Origin of the sequence: Leptospira venezuelensis (assembly GCF_002150035.1) — a bacterium.
GTDB lineage: Bacteria > Spirochaetota > Leptospiria > Leptospirales > Leptospiraceae > Leptospira_B > Leptospira_B venezuelensis.
This window is the reverse complement of record NZ_NETS01000010.1, coordinates 230,999-253,297: the sequence shown is the minus strand read 5'-3', so window position 1 is coordinate 253,297 and position 22,299 is coordinate 230,999. Positions and strand designations below refer to the sequence as shown.

Genomic DNA, 22,299 nt, shown 5'->3' with positions numbered 1-22,299 from the left:
AAAAGTTAACATAACGATCGTTTTCTAAAGAATAAAAAGGTTCTAGATTTGTTATCTTAATATAACCGGAATATAAGTGGAGGTTTTAGGGAATGAGTAGAGAGGAAATCGCCTTGCATGCAAGAGTTCTGATTCCACTCTGACAGCAAAGAATCCATTATGAAATTATTTACTAGCGATAAAAAAGAATCTCTATCTTCTTGGTGGTTACGTTTTCGTTTGAACCATTGGCCTTGTTTATGGTGCACAGGTGGAAAAATAGAATTCATCTCTTCTGATCTGAGAGAGCTTCATGTAAGTCTAAAGAAAAATCTTCGCACATTGAATCGAGTAGGTACAATTTACGGAGGAAGTATCTATAGTTCCGTGGATCCGTATTATATGTTAATGATGATGTGGATATTAGGACCTGACTATGTGGTCTGGGACAAAGCAGCAAAAGTGAAATTTGTTCGACCGATCCTCGACAAAGTTAAAATCAGATTTTTAATTACAGAAGAATTGATCGAAAAAACAAAACAAAATATATTAGAAAAAGGTGAAATCGTTTTCGATCTTCCTGCAAAATACGAAGACGAAGAAGGTGCGGTATATGCGACCTTCGAAAAAACAATCTATGCTGCTTCTAAAGAGTTTTATGAAAAGAAATTGGCCGCTAAAAACATGACTTCTTCATTTAAACCGAGTAAACGAAGCTAAAAACGAATTTCATATGTTTATTATTTAATAGCGATCCATCCACCCACGTGGAGAGATCTGAATTTTTGAGAACTTACTGAAAATCCAGCTTCTTTCAAGAGTTCAGTGTATCTTGTTCCTGGAATACGATGCAGTTCGAATACCCTTTTTAGATAGATTTCGACTGCTTCTTTTTCCCAGCCTTGGAAGTTAATTAAATAGGATTTTATATTTTTAAATAAGATCTCCGGTCCATTAGGTTCGGAATCGAATAGATCAAAAAGGATCAAACTTCCTCCTTTTTTTAACCTTGTGTAAATCTCTTTCAAGATAGAAAGTTTGTCTCCTGTATCCGGAAGAAAATGTAAAACAAAAAGTAAGGTGGCAGAATCGTATTCTTCCTCATTGGGAAGTTCTCCGACTGTTCCGCAGATAAATTTCAATTGAGGAAATTTTTTCTGAGCCTGTTCGATCATTTCAGGAGAAGGATCTAAACCGGTAATTGAAAACCGATCCGGAGAGATTTTTAGTAATTTAGAAAAGTCAGCGCCGGTTCCACAACCAACGGAAAGTATCTTTCCATTTTCAGGAGTGTTCTCTAAAAGATAGGTTGCTACTAATTCCATGATCCCTGAATAGAACGGGATCATTTTACCTATCCTTCTCTCGTATACTTGTGCTCTTTCGCCTTCGAACTTTTCTACGTGGGCCATTTAATTTCCTGTTTGGACTTTTTGCAGAAGAATATCGTATGTAGAACCGTCTTCGGGATACATTGCGACTCCTAAGGATACAGTGATTTTCACTTCTCCCCAAGAGCCCTTGGAACTGGATTCCGAAAATAATCTTTTGATCTTCTCCGCTCTTTCCAAAACAATATTCTTGTGAGCTCCAGGAAGAAGAAGCAGGAATTTTTCCCCTCCGATCCGTGAAGAGATATCGCTCCTTCTGGAATTTTCCAAAAGTATCCTTCCCATTTCTTTGAGAAGAAGGTCTCCTGCGCTATTCCCGAATAATTCGTTGATCTCTGTTAAACCATCTATATGCAGATAAACCACACCAATCGTGGTTCCACCTCTTTCCGCTCTGTAAAGTTCTGCCTGAAAGGATTCGATCGTGTATTCTCTATTGAAAAGTCCTGTGAGTTTATCACGGATCTCCAATTCTTTAATTTTGTTTTCCCTTCTTCTGAAGAGTGTTTCGTATCTTCTCGCCTTTGCTTCAGTAAAAGTTTTTTCAGTAATGTCTCTAAAATAGAATGCTTTTGCAGGTTCTTTTTCATCTAGTAAGATTGGAATCGTCCTGCAAATGAATCTTTTTTTGCCTGAGGAGAGATGTAGTGTTATATGAGAATGATCTTTTGAATCTGCTTTTGAAAGTTCGGAATACCAAGTAGAATGTTTTATATCATTCTTTTCGGGAACGAGTCCAAGCTCTTTTGCTTGTGAATTCGAATCCAAAAGTTTTCCTTTATTGTCAGAAATGAGAATAGCATCTTCTTGGTTTTCCAGGAAGTGCAGGTTTCGGATCCAATAGTTTTTAGGAGAAGACGGCATGAGTTCTATTCGAAAAATTATCTCGAATCTGACGGGAAAATCAATCTTCTTCTGACTATTTAAAAATTCGATCTATAAGAAGTTTTTATTCGTAAATTTTTAGGATTTGTTTGGCCTTATGTCGAATTGCTTCTTGCAACTCCAGGGGTTCTAAAACGAAAACAGAATCACAATATTGGAGCATACTGCCTAACGCCCATTCTTTGGTTTCCATATCGATTACCATTTCAGTAAAACCTTTTGCCATCGGTTTTTCGCTTAGGCATTTCATATAGGGGATACTTTTGATATGTTCTGCAGTGGCGTCAGTGACCTTAACTTTGATCAAATATTTAGGAACTCGCGATTTGAATTCTTTGATCCATTCTTCCCAATATTTGCTGAGATCGAATTTTTTAGGTCTTTCAAATCTTTCTGTAGTCATCTCAGCTTCTTTAATCCGTGAGATACGATATACTCTCATTTCTTTTCCACGTTTGGCAACTACGTACCAGATAGTGTCCTTTGCTACAAGTCCATAGGGTTCAATCGTTCTTGGTTCAGGCTTTCCACCTTCTCTTTCATAGATGATTTTTACTTTTTTCTCTTCCCAAACTGCATCTTGCAATATCGGAAGAAGTGGAAGTTCTCTGATCGCTCGGCCCCAACCAAGTCCATCTATATGAATTCTTTGTCTGGCAGTTTCTGCATCCTTTCTATATGCAGGAGGAAGCGAGGCCATAAGTTTTACGAAAGCAGAATCGAAGTCCTTCTTCTTTCCCAAATCCTCCAAGACCCGAGAAGAATGAACCAATAAGAGTGAGATGACTTCTTCTTTTTTAAAACCGGTAAGGTTTGTCCTATAACCTTCGCTTAAGCTCCAACCTCCGCCAATCCCTCTCTCTGCGTAGATTGGAATTCCTGCAGAGGATAGAGCTTCCATATCCCTATGAACTGTTCGCTCAGAAATTTCTAACTTTTTGGAAAGTTCCTTAGCGGTTGTCCTTCCTTTTGCCTGTAAATGTAGAAGAATATTTAGAAGCCTATCAGCTCTCATAAATTTAGTATAAACTTCTAAATATGACAGAACTTGTCATGTATATTCTACTATACTTGTTTTTATGATTACTTTAGCAACTTCCGTTTTTGGCATTGTTCTTTGTAAAGGTGAAATTATTAAAACCTCCGTCCATGGTCCTACTGGAAAAATTTCCTATAAAGACGAGGGATTCGGTGGGATGCCAGTCGTATTCATCCATTCTTTCGGTGGGAATGTTTCTCATTGGGAAGAGATTAAGGAGACTCTCGTTCCGAACAGAAGAGTAGTTCGGATAGAGCTAAGAGGGCACGGTGATTCAGAATTTCCTAAAGATGGAGATTATAGAATCTCTTCCATGGCTCAGGATCTAGCCACAGTTGTAAATCTTTTGGGACTTCAAAGATTTGTTCTAGTGGGGCATAGTATGGGGGGAAGTGTAGCATTACAATATGCAGGAGAGAATCCAAGTAGAGTTGCAGGACTCGTCCTCGTAGATTCAAATGGAGATCCTAAAAAATTGCCTGAGTCTGTTCGGGACCAAATCAAGAGGGCATTGCTCTCAGATATGTATGTGCAAACATCTGAGGCGTATTGGGAGCAGTTATTGGCGAATTCTAAACCGGAAGTAAAAGAAAGACTGATGGAAGAATTAACTAGAGTTCCGAAAGATACGGTGATCAAGATCACTTCTGAGTTATTGGATTATGATCCGAACCATTCTTTAAAAAGATATGTGGGCCCAAAACTTGCAATAGTCACGCCTGAGAACGACGACCAATTTGCATTGCATAGACTACATTTAGGATTTCCTCATACTGTAGTTGCAAATGCGGGTCATTGGTTGCAATTGGACCAGCCGGAAGAATTTCGTAATATCCTGGAAACCTTCTTACAAAAATTCTAAAATACAAAACTCCCGGGGCTTTATCCGGGAGAACTCAAATGATTTTCATCGAACGAAAGTTATAGATTCTTATTTGGAAAAATTTTTCAAAAATCCCTTGGAATTTCTAAATTTCTGATTTAATTGATTTCGGAATTTTATTAGTATTGCTCCCGCTTTCCGTAGAAGGCCGGGAAATTCATCTTCCGATCCGAGGAAAACAGGGGCGTTATTCGTCCAATTTCAAATCGATATCACATGAAATCTCTTAAAGTTTTTCCACTCATATTGGTTCTGGTCCTGACGTTATTCTCCTGTCGAAACAAAACTTCCCCTAAAATTTCTCCCCTTGCAGAAAATGGGGTTTTGGATCTAAGAGATTGGAACTTTGGGGAAGATGGGATCGTAAAATTAGATGGTGAGTGGAAATTCCAATGGATGAAGTTGGCGGTAAGCAGACCGGATCTTGGACATAAAGATGCTCAAACTCATATAGTCAATATTCCCGGTAACTGGAACCAAATTCCCAAGCTGGAAGGTATGAATCCTTTAATGGCTTTTGGATACGGGACTTATACTTTAAAAATTATTCCTGGTCAAAATCAGGGAAGGTTAATGATGCATTTCCAAGGAGCAGGAACTGCAGCTTCTATCTATTTGGATGGGAAGAAGATCATGGGGAATGGTGTTGTAGGTCCAGATGCAAACTCATCTCGTCCTCAGTATCTTCCTCTATATGTTTCGATTGGACAACCAAACAAAGAAATGTTACTCCAAGTAGAGATTTCGAACTTTGATCATTATAAGGGGGGACTTTGGGAATCTCTTAGGATGGGCACGGAAGCTGATCTTCTGAACTTCAGGGATAATAGCTCCTTCAGTGAGATGTTCTTGTTTGGAAGTATCATCATCATGGCTTTATACCATTTCGGTTTGTATTCTTTAAGAAGAAGGGACATGACCGGTTTGTTTTTCGGAGCATTTTGCGCGAGTATCTGTTTGCGCATATTTGTGACCGGAGAAAGATTCCTGATTTTAAAATTTCCCCATCTACCTTGGGAATTTTTTAATAAGTTGGAATATATTTCCTTCTACTTGGCCGTTCCTTTCTTCGTTTATTATCTTGATGCATTGTATCCTAATTCATTCTCTGCTAAGTTAAGAAAATTCTTCATCGGATTTAACCTGGTAGTATCTGCTATTGTGGTGGTTACTCCCGCAAGTATTTATACTCATACTCTAATTCCATTCCAAGTATGTTTAATTTTCGTAATATTATGGATCTTCTTCGTATTAGTCCGTTTGGTTAGAAACAAGGCAGAAGGATCATTAATGGCGTTAGGAGGAGTAATCGCCCTAACTGCGGCTGCTATTAATGATAGTTTATACTCTCAAGCCGTGATCAATACAGGATATTATCTTCCATTAGGATTATTCGTTTTCATATTTGTACAGTCTTACCTGCTCTCTTTCCGCTTTTCCCAGGCATTCTTATACATAGAACGTTTATCAGATAACTTGTTAGAAGTGAACAAGGCCTATAGTAGATTTGTTCCATTAGCATTCTTGAAATTTTTGAATAAGAGTGATATCACAGAGATCGGTTTGGGAGATCAGGTCCAAAGAGAAATGACAATCCTATTTTCAGATATCAGATCCTTTACTAAACTTTCAGAGAAGATGACTCCTAAAGACAATTTCGACTTCTTGAATTCTTATATGAGAAAAATGGGGCCTATTATCCGAAAACACGGCGGTTTCATAGATAAGTATTTAGGAGACGGGATCATGGCGCTCTTTCCAAGTTTGCCAGATCATGCTTTGGACGCTGCAATGGAAATGCTCCGAGAGCTAGAAAGTTTAAACCAATCCAGAGCGGATCGACATTATGAACCGATACAGATAGGTATCGGACTGCATACTGGAACATTGATGCTTGGGACGATCGGAGAAGAAGAAAGAATGGACGGGACAGTCATCTCTGATGCGGTCAATCTTGCTTCTAGGATCGAAGGATTGACTAAAGAGTTTCATGCGAACCTTCTACTTAGCGAAAATACATACCGCAAGTTGAAGAATCGCAGAAAGTATTCCTTTAAAAAATTAGGCAAAGTCAAAGTAAAAGGAAAATCCAAGTCCAGCGAAGTATACGAGGTCTTGGGCTGATCTTACTTTTTAGGGAACTTCTGTTTATAAAAATCTAATGCTCTGAGGATTAGCTCTTTTGCTACCTCGGGGCCTTCCGGTTCTTCTACTCTAACTTCTTTTTTTTCTAATTGTTTATATACGGAGAAGAAGTGGGTCAGCTCTGCTCTAAAGGAGTTAGGAAGCTGCGAGACATGTTCTATCCCGTCAAAACTTCTATCTCCAGAGGCGACAGCCAGGATCTTCTCGTCTCCTTCCCCTCTATCTATCATTCTCATGACCCCGACCACTCTTGCGGGCACCAAACAAAGTGGAGGAACTTCCTCAGAACAGAGAACTAAAATATCCAAAGGATCCTTATCATCTCCCAAGGTCTGAGGTATAAAACCATAATGAGCAGGATAATGAGCGGAAGCGAAAAGCACTCGGTCCAGTTTGATGAGTCCAGATTCCTTATCCACTTCGAATTTTGCCTTACTTCCGGAAGGAATTTCTACAAGTGCATGAATTTCGTGAGGAGGATTTGGGCCAGGGCTGGCCTCGTGCCAAGGATGTTGTATCATGGGCCATATTTTTGGCTGAAGCCGGGCCCGAGCAAGGAGTTTCGTAGGATAAGATGGAAGTAGAAAATCTGATTCATACTTTAAAAATATGTTGACCGGTCTATTTTTATTTGATCTAAAGGTTTTATGGGTCAGAAGGGAGAAATTGCTAAGGAAAAGATGGTTCGTGCCATGGCAGAACGATTGGAAATCGGGGGATATGCGGGAACTGGGCTAAACGATATCGTAGAAGACGCAAAAGCCCCCAAAGGATCCATTTATTTCCATTTTCCAGGCGGGAAGGAAGAATTGGCTTCCTTAGCTCTTCTGGTATCTGGCAACGAATTGGCCAAGGAATTGAAGGCGGTTTTGGATTCTGCCAAATCTGTTCCGGCCGGGATCCAAAGGATATTTTCTGCCTTGGAATATAGGCTCGTATCTTCCGGTTTTTCCAAGGGTTGCCCGATCATGACAACTGCTTCCGAGACAGCCTCGGAACCTTCTTTAGTTAACTCTACTTGCGCTGCTGTTTTCCAAGATTGGATCTCCATATTGGATTCGTTTTTCCGGAAGAACGGATTCGAGGAGAGCAAGTCTTCAGAACTCGCAATAGGCATCCTTTCCTTATTGGAAGGTGCCATTTTGATCTCTAGGACAAGCCGAAATACGAATGCGATACGATCTGCTTCTAAAACGGCAAAACTTCTCGTTTCGGAGAAATAATTATGAAACTTAAAATTACATTTTTGGCGATATTCGCTCTTTTACTTTTAGTATTTTGTACTGCATTAGGAATTCCTAAATTAGCAGTTTCAGAAATTCCTGAGTTGGAAAAAATATCCAAGGATACTCGACTAGAAAACCCTTCCAGTTTGACCAAACTCAAATTTACGATCTTTAAAACTGGGGAGAAGAAGGCGTCTTCTGCATTCATATTCGAGGGCGGTCCTTTATTTCACAGAAAACAGATCTATCATAGTGTTGTTCTTGTGGAGCATCCAAAAGGTACTTTTTTATTCGATTCGGGTCTCGGAACTCAAATCCAAGAACAATATAAGGACCATAGATTTTATGTAAAACCTATGGTGACTTATCAAAATCCGAATCCTTTAGTCTCACAGTTAAAGGCAAATGGAATCAATGCAGAGAAGATCGGAGACATCATTCTTTCACATCTCCATTGGGACCATGCAGGTGGAGTCGAAGATTTTCCCAAAGCAAGGATCTGGTCCACGGAAGATGGTAGAAAACATCTGCAAGAATTTGGGGTGGAGAAGGGATACTTACCCAAACAATTAGATTCGGAAAATATAATATGGAAAAATCTGGGTTTTTCCTCTAAAGCGTATGAGAACTATTCTAAAAGTTTAGATTGGTTCGATGATGGATCGGTTGTTTTCGTTCCGATGGAAGGTCATACTGCCGGAGATGTAGGGATGTTCTTGAACTTGCCATCCGGAAAACGATTCTTTTTTACGGGCGATATTACCTGGGCAAAAGAAGGCTTTGAAATTCCTTCTCATCGGACCAGATTGCTTAGATCTATTGTCGATAGAGACCAAGAGCTAGTTGGAAAGGAAATATATAGAGTGCATTCTCTTTTGAAAGCCTATCCGAATCTGGAAGTCGTTCCTGCTCACGATGGAGAAGTCATAGATCGTTTGGGATTATATCCACACTGGACTGAATAAACTTTTTCATACAAAATCGAATCTATTCTTTAAAATTTAAGAATGGATTCGTATATGTTTTAAAGCAGGAATTTTCTTACGGACCTTCTGCACTTCTTCTAGATCTATTTCTGTTAAAAGGATTTTCTCTCCTTCTCCCGCATCTCCAAGGATCTGGCCCCATGGATCTACTACAAGAGAATGCCCATAAGTTTCTCTTCCTTTTAAGTGAATTCCGGTTTGAGCAGGCGCAAATATAAAACATTGGTTCTCGATTGCTCTTGCCCTTAACAAAATTTCCCAATGAGCCTGTCCGGTGATCTTAGTAAATGCAGAAGGAACAAAGATTATATCCGCATCCTTCTTCACAATTTCCCGAAATAATTCTGGAAAGCGTAGGTCGTAGCAGATTACTGAAGATATATTTCCAAGCTCCGGACTTTTGTATGTCTCCGGAACAACGTGACCGGATTCAACGGTTCTGGATTCTCTATATTCAATCCCGTCTCCAGGATCAGTATCGAATAAATGGATTTTATGATATTCGAATTTTTCCTTTCCGTCTGGTCCGAATATGATAGAAGTATTAAAAACCTTTCCGTTCGGAGCGGGATTTGGGAACCCGCCTGCAAGGATCGTTATATTCAATTTATTTGATATATCAGAAAGAAGATTAACCGTTTTAGTTTTGATCTCTTCTGCTCTTTCTAACTTCTCCTTTTCAGATCCTAAGAAGGGAAAATTTTCAGGAAGGCCGATCAGCTTTGCACCTTCGGACGCAGCTTCACGAATAAAGGTTTCGCATTTTCGTAGATTTAAGTCTACGTCGGTTCCACTGTTTAATTGGATCAGACCTAAAAGAAAACGGTGCATAGACTCAGTATTTCAGATCCTTGGACAAAATGCAAAATGATATTCTTTACATTCTGCTTGTCTAAGCGACTTCCCGGCAAAATTTAGGAGAAGTATGGCATTCGCCCTGAAAGAATTCAAATCTATCCAAAACTTCTACTCCGGAAAAAAACATAAAGAGAATGTTTGGGCCCTCGTTTATTTGCTGCTCAGATATTTAAGCAGCGGAGAAGGGGCCATCCAAGCAGTCCAAACTTCCTGGCTACAAGGCCTTCCGGAAAATCTGTCGGAAGAAGACAAAAAAGAAGCTTCTGAAAAAGTTTTGGAACTTGCGGACCTTCTTCTGGAAGCATTACGTTCTTGGAGAGATTTAGCAGATGAAGAAGGTTCCGAGTCAGTAATGGAAGATGTCTTGGAGCTTGGGCAATCGGTTTTGATCGAAACCAAAGAAATGGGAGAATTTTCGGAACTGGTCCGAGAAGAATCCTTGGATATTATTTCGGACTTATGTTTGGTATGCGGAGTAGAGATCCCAAAAGCGGGTTATAAAAAAATAGATCTTTCTGCATTCGATGATTCCGATATCGCAGAAGAAGTAGAAGAATGGATGATCGCACTTTCTTCTTTTGAAAAAGCAGAAGAAGCTTCCGACTTAGAGGATGGATTTCTTGTACTTTTCGTGAAGGTATTTTTATTTTATATTTTCTTTAAGTAGAATGTTCCAAGGGTAGTTGAAATCTTCCTTCTAAAATTCCTTGAACAGTTAGGTCTTCGTCCAAGCTTTCCCACCGGAGAGCACGTCCTTTTAATTCTAATTTAACTTCTTGGAGTTGGGAGTCGGAGGCAGCTTTGAGCAGTTTGAATCTGTCAGCAGGAAATCCTAAAATTCTGCCATCGTTCAATTCTAAATAGATCATACGATTTTCTACCCAGACCTTGATAGCAGGCACATTTGAAACTAGATTATTTCCAGTTGTGGAACTCATGGTAGGCCTCTAAAAATCGTTCTCTATATTCGAATACAAGCCTTTCGACCTCTCGAACTTCGTGGTTTCGAAATCCTTTGTTCTCTGCTAATAATACAGTATTTAACCAGAATTTGCATTCCGAATTTTCTTTTCGGCAATGAATATGTGGAGGTTCATTGCCTTCATTCGAATAGAAATGAAAACGATATCCGAATATTTTTAAAACTGTCGGCATCGGGTTTCGCCATTAGTTTTAAAAACTTTGGCAAAACCAATTGAATAATAGAATGAAAGCCGGAATATTGATTCCGGACGATTTCTCGAACTTTTACAGATTTGTAAAAATATCTTTTATTGCAGTAACAACATCTTCAATATCTGCATCGGTCATTCCTGCAAATAGAGGAAGAGAAAGAGTTCTCTTATACATCGCGTCTGCATTCGGATAATCCTTTCTTTCGTATCCGAATCTTTGGTAAAAAGGATGCTCATACAAAGGAATAAAATGAAGGCTGGAGCCTATATTTCGTTTTTGTAATTCAGAACATAGAATATCTCTGTTGATCTTTCCTGGAACAGTATCTACTTCTACCCTGAATAGATGCCAAGAATGTTCTCCCTCAATCGCAGGTAGAGGAACATGTAAGAAAGGTAGGTCTGCAAATTCGGAACGGTAGATTTCAGCGATTTGAATTCTTCTTTTCCAGAGATCCTCTGCCTCTGCAAGCTGCACAAGTCCAATCGCTGCAGCGATATCATTCATATTATATTTAAAACCTGGAGAGACTACTTCGTAATACCAGCCAGGACGTCCGTAAGTTTCTCTGTTAATTCCGTGAAGTCTCATCAGTTTCATTCTTTCAGCGAAGTGAGCATGACGAGTGGTGACCATTCCACCTTCTCCGGTAGTGATCCCTTTAGTAGCATAAAAACTGAATACTGTAAAATCGCCGTGGGTTCCGATCTTCTCTCCCTTATGAACCGCAGGGAAGGCATGAGCGGAATCTTCAATTACATAAAGATGATATTCTTTTGCGAGTGAATTGATTGAATCCATATCGCAGACTGCACCCGCAAGATGTACAGGCATTACCGCACGCACGGTTTTTCCTGTCTTTTTATGAACCAGATTACCTTTGGAGAATACACATTCTTTTTGGATAGTTTCCTTTAAGGTAGCCTCAGTCATCAGATTGAAGATTGGGTCAACGTCGGTAAGAATTGGCTCTGCTCCAAAATAACAAACTGTCTCTGCCGTTGCGGTAAATGTTACTGCAGGAACAAGTACAGCATCTTCGGAACAAAGTCCGATGGATTCAAGAGCAAGGTGAAGTCCAGCGGTCGCCGAATTCATTGCCAGGGCAAATTCTGCTCCCGTGTATTTTGCAAACTCTTCTTCGAATTCTTTTACCTTCGGACCTTGGGTGATCCAGCCGGAGCGTAGTACCGCCGCCACTTCTTCGATTGCTCTTTCGGAAATCGAGGGGAGTGCGAAAGGTAAAAACGTTTTTCTTGCTGTGATCATGAGACAAAATCCTCCGGCGCTTCTTTTAGGATCGGAAGATTTCCGGAAAAGATAAGGGGAAAACCTTCAGAATCTTTTTCTGAATTGAAATCCGACGGGGTTTTACTTACCCTGCTCCCGTGGGCGTGACCTTCTCAGAAATTTTGGAAAGAATCCGGATCTTAGACCGGGATGTCTCCGAATTGAACCGTCTGAAGAGCCGACTCCCAGCCGACAGGCCTTATTCTTCTTCTCTCCAAATTTCTTTCGACAAACAGATCAATAATCTACTGAACGAAAGGATCCGACTTCTAGATCTGGAAATTTCAGATCCACCTCGTTGGCTTTTAGGAGATACAGACGCTTACGATTCAGGCCAAAGAACAGCTTCTGCATTTTTAGAACCTGCTGATCTTTCTTCCAAAAAATTACAAGATCAGGATGTTATCAACCTGATCAGAGAATTACCTAAGACGGAGATCCATCTTCACTTGGAAGCCTGCGTCAATAAGGACACCATGAAAAAACTCATGGTCAAAAACGGGATACAACTCAGCGACGAAGAGTTCGAAGCTAAGTTTAATTTTAAAGACCTAAACGGTTTTATCCAAGTATTCTTCTTTATCCAGAGTTTGGTGAAAGAACCTGCCGACCTTTATTATTTTGTGGGAAGTCTCGCAGAATATATGAGAGCAAACAGGATCCTTTACACCGAAGTTTTCTTTGCTCCTTCTAAATTTATACAAAACGGTTTGGACTTCGACGAAATGGTAAGCCAACTTGTGGAAGGTATTAGAGAAGAGAAGGAGAAGGATGGACTTGAGATCCGACTTCTTGTCGATGTTTCCAGATCATTTGGTCCTGAAAATGCGATGAACAACTTAAATAGAGTTCTAAAGCTCAAACATAAGGAAGTTATCGGGATCGGTTTGGGTGGTGCAGAGCTTATGGGGCCTGCTCGAGATTACGCAGAAGTATTCAAAAAAGCTAAAGAAGCAGGACTCAGAACAGTTGCTCACTCTGGGGAAGATGATGGTCCTTGGGCAATTTGGGAAGCAGTAGAACTTTGTAAGGCGGAGCGTATCGGCCACGGAACTTCTGCCATTCAAGATCCTGAGCTGGTAAATTATCTAAGAGAAAACAAGATCCCTATAGAGATTTGTGTTACGTCTAACGTGTTTACTGGGAAATATGTTCGTAAGGAACAGAACCACCCGGTTCGTTACTATTACGATCAAGGTCTTCCGCTTTGTATCAATACCGATGACCCCGAAATATTTAATGTCAATCTAACTTACGAATATTTCAAACTTTGGAGATTTTTAGACTTCTCCTTGGATGAGATCGTAGATTTGATCCGACAAGGTGTATATGCCACCTTCCATCCTCAAAAAGAAACACTTTGGAAGGATATGGAAGCCCAAATTAAGAAAGTAAAAGAGAAATACGGTCTTTTAGAGCCTAGCCTGAAATAGATCTTACTTTCTTGCCTTTAATCAAGTCCATGCGGACTTAATTCGATTAAATCTTTCTTGAAATCATCAAAGTATTTGGTTTAGAATTCCCTTCCGGAGTTTATAATGAAGTTGAAAGTTTTTTTAGGCGTTATTCTTGCCTTAATTATTTCTGGGATCGGTTATTTTTACTATCTAGGTGCATTCGATACCGTTCTGGTAAAGGAAGAAACATTAGGACCGTTCTATGTTCTTTCGCATGATAGAATGGGAAATTATAGGAATGTAGGAGAAACTTACGAGGTTATCCAAAAAGAATTTCCGGAGAAGGGACTCAAAAATTACAAACTATTTGGGATCTATAAGGATAATCCGAATACGGTTCCCGAAGAAAAATTAAGATGTGAAGTAGGGGCTTTGTTTTCGGAGCCAATTACGGAAGTTCCTTTGGGGTTTTCTTTACCTTTAAAATATAAGGTGATCGAAAAGAAAAGATACTTAACTGCTGACTTTCCGCTGAAAAGTTTCGTTTCTATCTTTCTTGGGATTTTCAAAGTTTATCCGGAACTCACAAAAGCCTGTATTGAAAAAGGTTGTGACATGAATGGAAAAGTGTCGATCGAGATTTATGAGCCGATCGACGTTAAAAAAACGAAATATATGTTCCCATTGGATTAATGCCGGAGCGATTCGAAAGATGGGATTTTATTCTAAACTCAAAGAAATCTTAAAAGTTTCGATCCCGATAGATCGTAAAAGATTTTTTATATTAGGAACTATACTTTTCTTCATTAAATACGGAATAGACCGATCCTTATCCTATTTCGTATTTAACAGAGAATGGTGGGCGCTCGATTATATTAAAAATCCGACAGCGTTGTTCACTTTGGATCCTTCTTCGGAGGATTTTGTTTTCTATATTACCTTAATAGGATTTTCTCTTCCGTTCCTATATTTGGGGACGGTTCTTTGTTTGAAAAGACTGAGAAGCATCGGCTTAAGTCCTTTTTGGGTGATTTTGTTTTTCGTACCGGCTTTAAACTTTCTCATGTTCTTCCTACTAAGTCTGCTGCCGGAAAACTTGTACAACTTAAGCGGATCGGAGTCTTCCGCAGAATTCGTCCCGAAATCCAAACTTATCGTTTCCATATGGTCGATCCTCATCACCGCGAGTATCACTCTTCTTTTCAGTCTTTTTTCAACGGACATATTAAAGACATATGGAGCTAGTTTATTCATCGGTGGACCGTTTATTATCGGATTCACTTCCGTGGCGTTGTATTCCAGAACGGAATTCGTAAATTTTAAACAGGCATTATTGATCTCAGCAAGTTCTATTTCTCTGGCTGGGTTTTTGACATTTATAATCGCGATGGAAGGGGTCATCTGTCTTATGATGGCTGCGCCATTGGCTTACTTTTTAGGATTTATAGGAGGAGGTATCGCTTATCTCCTACAGGCAAAATCCAAATTTGTATCCTCCATTTTACCGTTCTTATTTTTAATCTTGCCTTCTGTCGCTTATCTAGAAGCGAATATGGATCAAGGATCGGACTGGTACATGGTGGAAACCACTTTAAAAATTTCCGCATCCAAAGAAAAGGTCTGGAGAGGTTTATTTGAATTTTCTGATATACCGGAACCGAAAGAACTCATCTTTAACGCAGGAGTTTCTTATCCAGTCCGAGCTAGGGTAGAAGGAAAAGGGATTGGGGCTATTCGATACTGCGAGTTTAATAACGGCGTATTTATAGAAGAGATCACTAAGTGGGACGAGAACAATTCATTGGAGTTCGACGTGGTTCGCCAACCGGATGCAATGAAAGAGTTAAGTCCTTATAAGAATATCAGACCTACACATCTGGACGGATACTTTGCTTCCAAAAAAGGAAGTTTCCAACTGGTTCCATTGAGTAAGAACGAGACACTTTTAATCGGCAGGACCTGGTTCTCAAATAAATTTGCTCCCACTACGTATTGGAATGTTTGGATCCATTGGATTTTGCATAAGATCCATTATAGGGTTTTGGATCATATCCGAAAAACCGTCGAAGTCTCTTCTTAGAATACCGAATGTTCGCCGTTTTAGAATTTTGCTACATCGGATAAATAAGTATTTCCAACTACGGAAAATCCCGACGAAATAGTCGCCTATGAGCGTTTTCAAAACCTTGTTCGAATATTGCCGGGTGCCGGAAAGGATCTGGAAAAAATTATTATCGATCGGAGTAGAAGACGCACCCGGAGCCAGATATATAGTCGCTACTAATGCAGTGGTATTGATCACTGCAATATTTACATTAGTTTACTATATTGTATTCACTTCTTTTGGATTAGTGTTTCCGATCTGGCTATATTTACTTTGGACTGTAAATGTATTTGGATATGCATTCGTATTATTCTTTAATTTTATACGTTCCCATAAGGCAGCGCGACTATTACTCGCAGCTGTAGGGACAATGCAGCTTTTGATGATCTCCAGGATCTTGCCGCAAGAAGCAGGATTAGATCTTTATATTATCGCAAGTTTTGCATTTCCATTTTATATCTTCCCTCCTGAAGAAAAAAAATATATCTATATGATGGAAACAGCACTTGCGCTGCTGTTTGTTGCAGTTCATATCATACCATATTTTTTCGATCCTATACTTAGCTTAGAACCTAAATATAGAAGTTACTTTTACTTCACTAGCTTGATCTTAGTTGTTGCATGGTTTTCCTTTATAGGCAAAGAATTGGCACAAGCAGCTTGGGATGCGGATCGCTCTCTCAAAGAAGAAAAAGCGAAAACAGAATTACTTTTATTAAATATACTTCCTAGGGAGACAGCAGAAGAACTCAAGAAGACTGGAAGCTCCGAACCAAGGCTGATCTCTCAGGCCACGGTCCTATTCACAGACTTTTACGGATTCACCTCCATCGCAGAAAAACTCACCCCAAATGATCTTGTAAAAGAATTAGATTTTTGTTTTAGGCATTTTGACTCAGTGACCGAAACACATAGATTAGAAAAATTGAAAACGATCGGGGACGCCTACATGTGTGTGGCAGGTGTTCCTTCTTACAGATCTTCTCACGCAGTAGATAGTTTACTCGCTGCGTTAGAAATGCTCGAACGTCTAGAAGAATTATCTAAATTAAAAAAAGGTCCCAACTGGAAGGCAAGGATAGGTATCCACTCTGGACCCTTGGTTGCAGGAGTTATAGGCGCACGAAAATTCTCCTATGATGTCTGGGGAGACACGGTCAATCTTGCAAGCCGAATGGAATCCAATAGCGAACCCGGTAAAGTAAACGTGACTCAATCTATTGTCGATTTAACAGATGAGTATTTCCAGTTCAAGTCACGCGGAAAACTTCCAGTGAAAAATAAAGAAAAGACCGCGATGTATTTTTTATTAGGATTAAAACCGGAATTCAGAGATCGAAAAAATCCTCGAAACCCAAACGGAAAATTTTGGGAAGAATACGGCAAACAATTCGGAAGAAGAGAACCAATCGTTTCTTTTTAAAGATATTTTGGCCGCGTCCTGCGGACCGAGCTCTCACCTCCGGTCAAAAAATCGCATTCGCGATTTTTCTGACCCCGGCTCGATCTCTCGCGGGTTCTAAGAAGTGAAGATCGCTCCTTACGTAGGTAAATTAATTCATGTTGGAATTCCAACATGAATTAGAGATCGCCCCCACCCTGCATTGGGATTGGGGGGAGTGGCTTGTGGGAGAGCTGCCATTCGCATATCAGAAAATTTTAATTCTGGCAAACAAATTTTTCATCTCTTGTAGGAGCTCCTACATTAAGATTTTACTTGAACTTTATATTCTTGTTTTAGTAACAGCGGCAGCGATGCGAAGATCTTTAGTCCGGACACATTGTGTCCGGATGAGCGTAAGCGAAATCGAAGCAGCGCGACCCGAAGGGGGCCGCCCAAATCTTTCCCGCCAGTTATCTTATTCTTTGGAAGATTTTAAGCTTTTTCAGCTTCCAGTTTTCTCCAAGTAGTATAAGAAACAGCAACCAAAACTAAGAAAATAAATGGAGTCGCATAATTTGGATCTTTTGCAAGAAGATGAGAAAGTCCAGCACCTAACACGTTAAAGGTGACTCCTGCGTAAGCCCACTCTTTCAGCCTTGGAAATTTAGGATAAAGAAGTGCAATCGCGCTTAAGCCCTTTGCAGGCCCTAAAATTAACGCTAAGTATCCAGGATATCCTAGATGAGCGAGTCCTTCTAAAACCTGCGGGCTTTGACTTGTGTATGCATAAGCTCCAAATAAATTTCCAACAGCGATAAGACCTGTGGTCGCCCAATATAAAACTTTAATAACTGTTTTGTTCATATAGATCCTCTGAATTCGAGATTCGATATAGTTATAAATTCATGCTGAGTTGTAAATATAAATCAAAGTGGTACGGCTGATTGGTCATCGATTGTAGGAACTCCTATACTGCATGCTAATACTACTAAGATTTTCGAGATAGAATATTACTGCCAAAATGACATTTATTAATGTAAACTAAAATGCAATAAAATAGTTTACTGTTCAAACACGTTTCGTCCTAGTAATATCAGGACAAGGTTATGAAAATTTCTCTTCCATTTGCTCGTTGGATCCTTCAATTCAAGGACAGACCTAAACTTCTTGTTTGGGGCTTTCTCCCTATATTCTTACTTCTTATACTTTTTGTTTGGAAGGGTCGGAATTCCGACAAGGATGTTTCAGAAATTATCCAAGGCTCTATTATAGAATCAGTATACGGTCTTGCGACAGTAAGTTCCTCGGAAGTTTATCATCTAAGGGTTGCGATACCTTCTGCCATTCGAAGGATTTATGTAGAAGAAGGGGACCAGGTCCAAGAAGGAACCCCTCTAGTAGAGTTTGATAGTTTTGGTACCATGCGGTCCCCTTTTTCTGGAGTGGTGACTAACGTTGCGTATGAAACCAAAGAAACTGTCGTTCCTCAGACTCCGGTTGTGACTGTAATGGATCTTAAGAAAAGATACCTAATAGTATCTTTGGAAGAGAAGGGTGCAGTAAGAGTCAAAAAAGGACAGAAGGTTCGGGTCCGCTTTGAAGCATTAGGGGATAAAAACTTTGAAGGAGAAGTAAAGTCTGTATATCCCGCTGACGGACAGTTCCAAGTACATATTACTCCGATCGGAATTCCTTCCGAGATACTTCCTGGGATGACTGCCGATGTCGCGATAGAGACTTCGAGTAAAGAAAACGTTATTTTAGTTCCGATCAAAGGGATCCAATCTGGAAAAATTAAAGTATTAGAAAATGGTAAAGTTCTCGTTAGAAAGATAGAAACTGGTCTTACGAATGGGGAATATGCCGAACTTGTTTCCGGAGATGTGCGTTTAGGAGATAAGGTGCTTGTCCAGGAGGATAAATAAATGTTGTTTATCGCTCTTAGGCAGATGTCCGCCCGTAAAAAACAAACTATCCTTACTTTACTCGGGATTATTTTAGGAGCGACTGCTTATATAGTGATCTCAGGGATCATGTTGGGCTTAAGAGAATATCTAATCGACCAACTTGTGAATAATGATGCTCATATTAGGATCTCTTCTCAGGTGAAAATTATCGGAGAGAAGGATTTAGATCAGGTGCTTTTTCATTCTAAGGAAATTCCTTTTTGGTCAGTTCCTCCTTCTGGAAGAAGGGACACTGAACAGATTGAGAACCAAGCAGGATGGCAAAAGAAGGTTTCTTCAGATCCAGAAGTAGAAGCAAGTTCTTCACAACTTCAGATAAAAGTAATATATAGAAGAGGAAAGATTGCAGAGGCAGGACGACTCATCGGGGTGAAGCCGGAGTTTCAAGCCAAAGTCGCTAGGATTAATGAAAATATCATTCAAGGTGATTTTTTAGAAATTAAAGAAAGCGGCAATAAATTAGTGATCGGTGAAGGTTTGAGGCTGTTATTGGGCGCTAGGATATCCGACACCATTTATATTAGTACAGGAAAGTCGGAGCCGATTCCTTTTAAGATAGCAGCCTCTTTTCAAATGGGAAATAAGGCAATCGATGAGACTACTGCATTCGCAAATTTAGGAGATGTCCAAAGTTTAAACCAGACTCCGAATCGTATCAGCGATATTGCGGTTCGTCTTAAGGATGTCTCTAAGGCTACTCTTAAGGCGAGAGAATGGGCAGAATCTGGCGACGTAAAAGTGCAAAGCTGGGAAGATGTAAATGCCACATTTATTTCCTTATTTAAAATGCAAGATGCGATCCGTTACGCCTTAGTAGGAACAATATTACTCGTAGCAGGATTCGGAATTTATAATATTCTAAACATTGTGATCGGGCAAAAGCGAAGAGAGATCGCGATTCTTAGATCCATAGGATACGAAGCAAATGACATTCTGAAAATATTCCTGATCCAAGGTTTAATACTAGGAGTGGCCGGAGGAGTTTTAGGAATGTTTCTCGGCAATCTAATCTGTAGAAGACTGGAGCATGTATCTTTTTCTAATCCTCTTATGCAGACCAAATCTGGAATGATGATGGTTTCATTTGCTCCTTCTATCTATTTTCAAGCATTCTTACTCGCATTTATTGCAACTTTGATTGCGAGTATTTTTCCGGCAAGATCTGCCAGTAAACTTTCTCCAATAGAGATCATTCGGGGGGAATAATGGGAATCATATTAGAAAACGTTAAAAAGAGTTTTGGAAAACCTCCTACGGATATCATTAAAGGGATTAGCCTGGAGATAAAAGAAAATGAATTCGTTTCTTTAACTGGAAAATCGGGATCTGGAAAAAGTACACTTTTATATTTGATTAGTAGCTTAGATGATCCTTCCGAGGGAAAGATAAGTATAGATGGAAGGGTTATCGACTCTTTGCCCCAGGCCGATCTGCATTCATTCAGAAATGTTCATATGGGATTTGTATTCCAATTTCACTATCTTCTTCCTGAGTTTACTGCTCTTGAAAATGTTCTTATGCCTGCTCTAAAAGCGGGAAAACTGAAAGAAAAGAAAGAAGATGCGATTCGTCTTTTGAAACGATTCGATCTGGGGGACAAGTTGGATCATATTCCTTCTAAACTTTCTGGAGGACAGATGCAAAGGGTTTCCATTGCAAGAGCACTGGTAATGAAACCCAGATATCTTTTTGCAGATGAGCCCACGGGCGCATTAGATTCAGCGAATGCAAAGATTGTTATGGATATCTTTAAAGATATCAACAAAACTGAAGGAACTACGGTGATTATGGTCACCCACGACCCTGATTTTGCAAAATCCGCCAAAAGGCAGATCAAACTTGTAGATGGTATGATTTCAAATGGGAAGGAGGAGAAATGATAGATAGAATTTTGGAAAGAACCTTTCTTCTTTTTTTATCCTCCGGTTTTGCCAAAACGAATACAGATCAAATCGCAAAACATATAGGTATCAGCAAAAGAACATTATATAAATATTATGATACCAAGGATAAGCTAATCGATTCTGTTTTCGAATTAATGAGATCGAAGGTCCAGGCAAAGTTCGATAAAGTTTTGCAGGATAAGGCAAAAGATCCAATCGATCGTCTGAAGGAGATCTTATTCTTCATTTCGGATTTAGGATCTAAGATGTCCAAAACATTTGCTAAAGATATAGAGATGGTTCGTCCTGATTTGTTTATTACTATGAGGGATTTTCGGAAGCAAAGGATATTGAGTTTAGCGGACCTTCTCCGGGAAGGACAAAAAGCAGGACAGATACGCAAAGATGTTACACCGGAGTTGACGATCGATATTTTATTAGCTGCAGTGGATGGGATCTTAAATCCGACATACCTATTTCAAAGTCCATATTCTAATACGATGGCATTCGATGCAATCGTTACCATCTTCTTAGAAGGAGTTCAGGAGAAATATTAAAGAGTCTTTAAGTAAGCCATGATGAACGGTTCTATATCTCCGTCCATGACTGCCTGCACGTTTCCAGTTTCCTGATCTGTACGGTGATCTTTCACCATATTATAAGGATGGAATACGTAAGAGCGGATTTGACTTCCCCAAGAGATGTCTTTTTTCTCTCCGGATTTTTTTTCTAAATCGTCTTTTAATCTTTCTTGTTCCAATTCATAAAGTCTTGCTTTTAACATTTTAAAAGCAGTGTCTCTATTTTTGATCTGGGATCTTTCGTTTTGGCAAGCAACAACGATCCCACTTGGAATATGAGTGATACGAACTGCAGAGTCGGTGGTGTTAACGTGCTGTCCACCCGCTCCGGAAGAACGGTATACATCCACTCGGATATCTTTATCTTCTATCTTGATATCAATATCGTCGTCCAACTCTGGGCTTACGTGAACGGAAACGAAAGATGTATGTCTACGTTTGTTTGCATCAAACGGAGAGATTCTCACCAAACGATGCACTCCATTTTCACATTTCATAAATCCATAAGCAAAATCGCCGATCACATGTATGGTGGCGTTTTTGATACCGGCACCGTCTCCTTCTTGGAAGTCTACAACGCTGTACTGGTATCCTTTTTTATCGAAATATTTTAGATACATCCTGAAAAGCATCTCTGCCCAGTCTTGGCTTTCTGTTCCACCAGCACCCGGATGGATATTCAAGAATGCAGGCTTCATATCTTCTGGTTCGTTTAGAGCGCCTAAAAGTTCCAGTCTTTCGAATTCAGATTTTAGTCTTTGGTACTCAGAGCTGAGTTCATCGACTCCATCCTCTCCCTTTTCGTCGAAAGTGAGTTCGACTAAATCAGGAAAATCTAATATATCTCGGCGTATATTGACCCAAGGTTCCAGCTTTCTTTCTAATTCAGTCTTTCTTTGGCTGATCGATTTTGCTTGGTCAGGGTTATCCCAGAAAGTGGGCTCCGCAATACGATCATTATATGATTTGAGCTGGTCTTGGTCCTTATCCAGATTCAAAAGTTTCCAGCGATTTAAAAAGTTCTCTTGAAGTTCTTTAGAAAGGCGCTTCAGTTCCTTGGCGTTCTTAACTTCCATTTCGGTCCAATAAAATATATAATATTAATCTGTTGCAAATTTACGGCTG

24 protein-coding genes are annotated in these 22,299 nt (G+C 39.7%); 14 read left to right on the top strand and 10 right to left on the bottom strand.

Going from position 1 to position 22,299, the window contains the following annotated elements:
• Positions 1-159: 159 nt before the first annotated feature.
• A complete protein-coding gene (locus B1C82_RS08350; RefSeq protein WP_086447157.1) occupies positions 160-699 on the top strand; it encodes a DUF4442 domain-containing protein in 540 nt (179 codons plus the stop codon).
• 20 nt (positions 700-719) lie between these two features.
• On the opposite strand, the gene B1C82_RS08345 is transcribed toward B1C82_RS08350, so the two are convergent.
• From B1C82_RS08345 to B1C82_RS08335, 3 genes are all read right to left on the bottom strand, one after another.
• Positions 720-1,391: a class I SAM-dependent methyltransferase gene (locus B1C82_RS08345; protein WP_086447156.1), complete on the bottom strand. Its 672-nt coding sequence runs from the start codon at positions 1,389-1,391 to the stop codon at positions 720-722.
• On the bottom strand, positions 1,392-2,234 hold the full coding sequence (locus tag B1C82_RS08340; RefSeq protein WP_086447155.1) for a GGDEF domain-containing protein: 843 nt from the start codon (positions 2,232-2,234) through the stop codon (positions 1,392-1,394).
• Positions 2,235-2,319: 85 nt separating this feature from the next.
• Positions 2,320-3,270, bottom strand: a complete 951-nt coding sequence (locus B1C82_RS08335; protein ID WP_086447154.1) for a helix-turn-helix transcriptional regulator — start codon at positions 3,268-3,270, stop codon at positions 2,320-2,322.
• 64 nt (positions 3,271-3,334) lie between these two features.
• On the opposite strand from B1C82_RS08335, the gene B1C82_RS08330 reads away from it, so the two are divergent.
• On the top strand, positions 3,335-4,156 hold the full coding sequence (locus tag B1C82_RS08330) for an alpha/beta fold hydrolase (RefSeq protein WP_086447153.1): 822 nt from the start codon (positions 3,335-3,337) through the stop codon (positions 4,154-4,156).
• Between the two features lie 237 nt (positions 4,157-4,393).
• The gene (locus B1C82_RS08325; RefSeq protein WP_086447152.1) at positions 4,394-6,301 is read left to right on the top strand and encodes an adenylate/guanylate cyclase domain-containing protein; all 1,908 of its coding nucleotides are present in this window, start codon (positions 4,394-4,396) and stop codon (positions 6,299-6,301) included.
• A 2-nt stretch (positions 6,302-6,303) separates the two neighbouring features.
• On the opposite strand, the gene B1C82_RS08320 is transcribed toward B1C82_RS08325, so the two are convergent.
• Complete coding sequence (locus B1C82_RS08320; protein ID WP_199775765.1) at positions 6,304-6,840, bottom strand: inorganic diphosphatase; 537 nt, start codon at positions 6,838-6,840, stop codon at positions 6,304-6,306.
• Positions 6,841-7,014: 174 nt separating this feature from the next.
• On the opposite strand from B1C82_RS08320, the gene B1C82_RS08315 reads away from it, so the two are divergent.
• Together B1C82_RS08315 and B1C82_RS08310 are read left to right on the top strand one after the other, a co-directional pair.
• Entirely contained in the window at positions 7,015-7,545 is a 531-nt protein-coding gene (locus tag B1C82_RS08315; RefSeq protein WP_234008241.1) for a TetR/AcrR family transcriptional regulator, read from the top strand.
• Positions 7,546-7,547: 2 nt separating this feature from the next.
• Positions 7,548-8,513, top strand: a complete 966-nt coding sequence (locus B1C82_RS08310) for an MBL fold metallo-hydrolase (protein ID WP_086447149.1) — start codon at positions 7,548-7,550, stop codon at positions 8,511-8,513.
• A gap of 36 nt (positions 8,514-8,549) precedes the next feature.
• Here B1C82_RS08310 and B1C82_RS08305 read toward each other — a convergent pair whose 3' ends face one another.
• Positions 8,550-9,365 carry a carbon-nitrogen hydrolase family protein gene (locus B1C82_RS08305; RefSeq protein ID WP_086447148.1) on the bottom strand — a complete coding sequence of 272 codons (816 nt, stop codon included), beginning with the start codon at positions 9,363-9,365 and terminating at the stop codon, positions 8,550-8,552.
• 94 nt (positions 9,366-9,459) lie between these two features.
• On the opposite strand from B1C82_RS08305, the gene B1C82_RS08300 reads away from it, so the two are divergent.
• Positions 9,460-10,059: a hypothetical protein gene (locus tag B1C82_RS08300; RefSeq protein ID WP_086447147.1), complete on the top strand. Its 600-nt coding sequence runs from the start codon at positions 9,460-9,462 to the stop codon at positions 10,057-10,059.
• Here B1C82_RS08300 and B1C82_RS08295 read toward each other — a convergent pair.
• From B1C82_RS08295 to B1C82_RS08285, 3 genes are all read right to left on the bottom strand, one after another.
• Positions 10,052-10,330, bottom strand: coding sequence for a DUF2442 domain-containing protein (locus B1C82_RS08295; protein ID WP_086447146.1), 279 nt, complete (start codon positions 10,328-10,330; stop codon positions 10,052-10,054). The two genes, B1C82_RS08300 and B1C82_RS08295, sit on opposite strands and share 8 nt — an antisense overlap.
• Complete coding sequence (locus B1C82_RS08290; protein ID WP_086447145.1) at positions 10,308-10,547, bottom strand: DUF4160 domain-containing protein; 240 nt, start codon at positions 10,545-10,547, stop codon at positions 10,308-10,310. The genes B1C82_RS08295 and B1C82_RS08290 overlap by 23 nt, the downstream gene beginning before the upstream one ends.
• 93 nt (positions 10,548-10,640) lie before the next feature.
• Entirely contained in the window at positions 10,641-11,837 is a 1,197-nt protein-coding gene (locus B1C82_RS08285; protein ID WP_086447144.1) for a DegT/DnrJ/EryC1/StrS family aminotransferase, read from the bottom strand.
• 119 nt (positions 11,838-11,956) lie between these two features.
• Here B1C82_RS08285 and add point away from each other — a divergent pair, with 119 nt between their 5' ends.
• The 4 genes from add to B1C82_RS08265 all read left to right on the top strand — a co-directional run bounded on the left by add (position 11,957) and on the right by B1C82_RS08265 (position 16,782).
• A complete protein-coding gene (add, locus tag B1C82_RS08280; protein ID WP_086447143.1) occupies positions 11,957-13,291 on the top strand; it encodes an adenosine deaminase in 1,335 nt (444 codons plus the stop codon).
• Positions 13,292-13,402: 111 nt separating this feature from the next.
• Positions 13,403-13,948 carry a GyrI-like domain-containing protein gene (locus B1C82_RS08275; protein WP_167373766.1) on the top strand — a complete coding sequence of 182 codons (546 nt, stop codon included), beginning with the start codon at positions 13,403-13,405 and terminating at the stop codon, positions 13,946-13,948.
• A gap of 19 nt (positions 13,949-13,967) precedes the next feature.
• Positions 13,968-15,335: an SRPBCC family protein gene (locus B1C82_RS08270; RefSeq protein WP_086447141.1), complete on the top strand. Its 1,368-nt coding sequence runs from the start codon at positions 13,968-13,970 to the stop codon at positions 15,333-15,335.
• An 88-nt stretch (positions 15,336-15,423) separates the two neighbouring features.
• Positions 15,424-16,782, top strand: a complete 1,359-nt coding sequence (locus B1C82_RS08265; protein ID WP_086447140.1) for an adenylate/guanylate cyclase domain-containing protein — start codon at positions 15,424-15,426, stop codon at positions 16,780-16,782.
• A gap of 453 nt (positions 16,783-17,235) precedes the next feature.
• Here the strand turns inward: B1C82_RS08265 and B1C82_RS08255 are convergent, their stop codons facing one another.
• Positions 17,236-17,607 carry a DoxX family protein gene (locus B1C82_RS08255; RefSeq protein WP_086447138.1) on the bottom strand — a complete coding sequence of 124 codons (372 nt, stop codon included), beginning with the start codon at positions 17,605-17,607 and terminating at the stop codon, positions 17,236-17,238.
• Positions 17,608-17,849: 242 nt separating this feature from the next.
• Between B1C82_RS08255 and B1C82_RS08250 the strand changes: the two genes are divergently transcribed.
• The 4 genes from B1C82_RS08250 to B1C82_RS08235 are packed head-to-tail and all read left to right on the top strand — an operon-like array spanning position 17,850 to position 21,150.
• Positions 17,850-18,668, top strand: coding sequence for an efflux RND transporter periplasmic adaptor subunit (locus tag B1C82_RS08250; RefSeq protein ID WP_086447137.1), 819 nt, complete (start codon positions 17,850-17,852; stop codon positions 18,666-18,668).
• Positions 18,669-19,916, top strand: a complete 1,248-nt coding sequence (locus B1C82_RS08245) for an ABC transporter permease (RefSeq protein ID WP_086447136.1) — start codon at positions 18,669-18,671, stop codon at positions 19,914-19,916.
• Positions 19,916-20,590, top strand: coding sequence for an ABC transporter ATP-binding protein (locus tag B1C82_RS08240; protein ID WP_086447135.1), 675 nt, complete (start codon positions 19,916-19,918; stop codon positions 20,588-20,590). Before B1C82_RS08245 ends, B1C82_RS08240 begins: the two co-directional genes overlap by 1 nt.
• The gene (locus B1C82_RS08235; protein WP_086447134.1) at positions 20,587-21,150 is read left to right on the top strand and encodes a TetR/AcrR family transcriptional regulator; all 564 of its coding nucleotides are present in this window, start codon (positions 20,587-20,589) and stop codon (positions 21,148-21,150) included. The genes B1C82_RS08240 and B1C82_RS08235 overlap by 4 nt, the downstream gene beginning before the upstream one ends.
• On the opposite strand, the gene prfB is transcribed toward B1C82_RS08235, so the two are convergent.
• Positions 21,147-22,250 (bottom strand): peptide chain release factor 2, encoded by a 1,104-nt coding sequence (prfB, locus tag B1C82_RS08230; RefSeq protein ID WP_086447133.1) that lies wholly within the window; start codon positions 22,248-22,250, stop codon positions 21,147-21,149. The two genes, B1C82_RS08235 and prfB, sit on opposite strands and share 4 nt — an antisense overlap.
• Between the last annotated feature and the right edge of the window lie 49 nt (positions 22,251-22,299).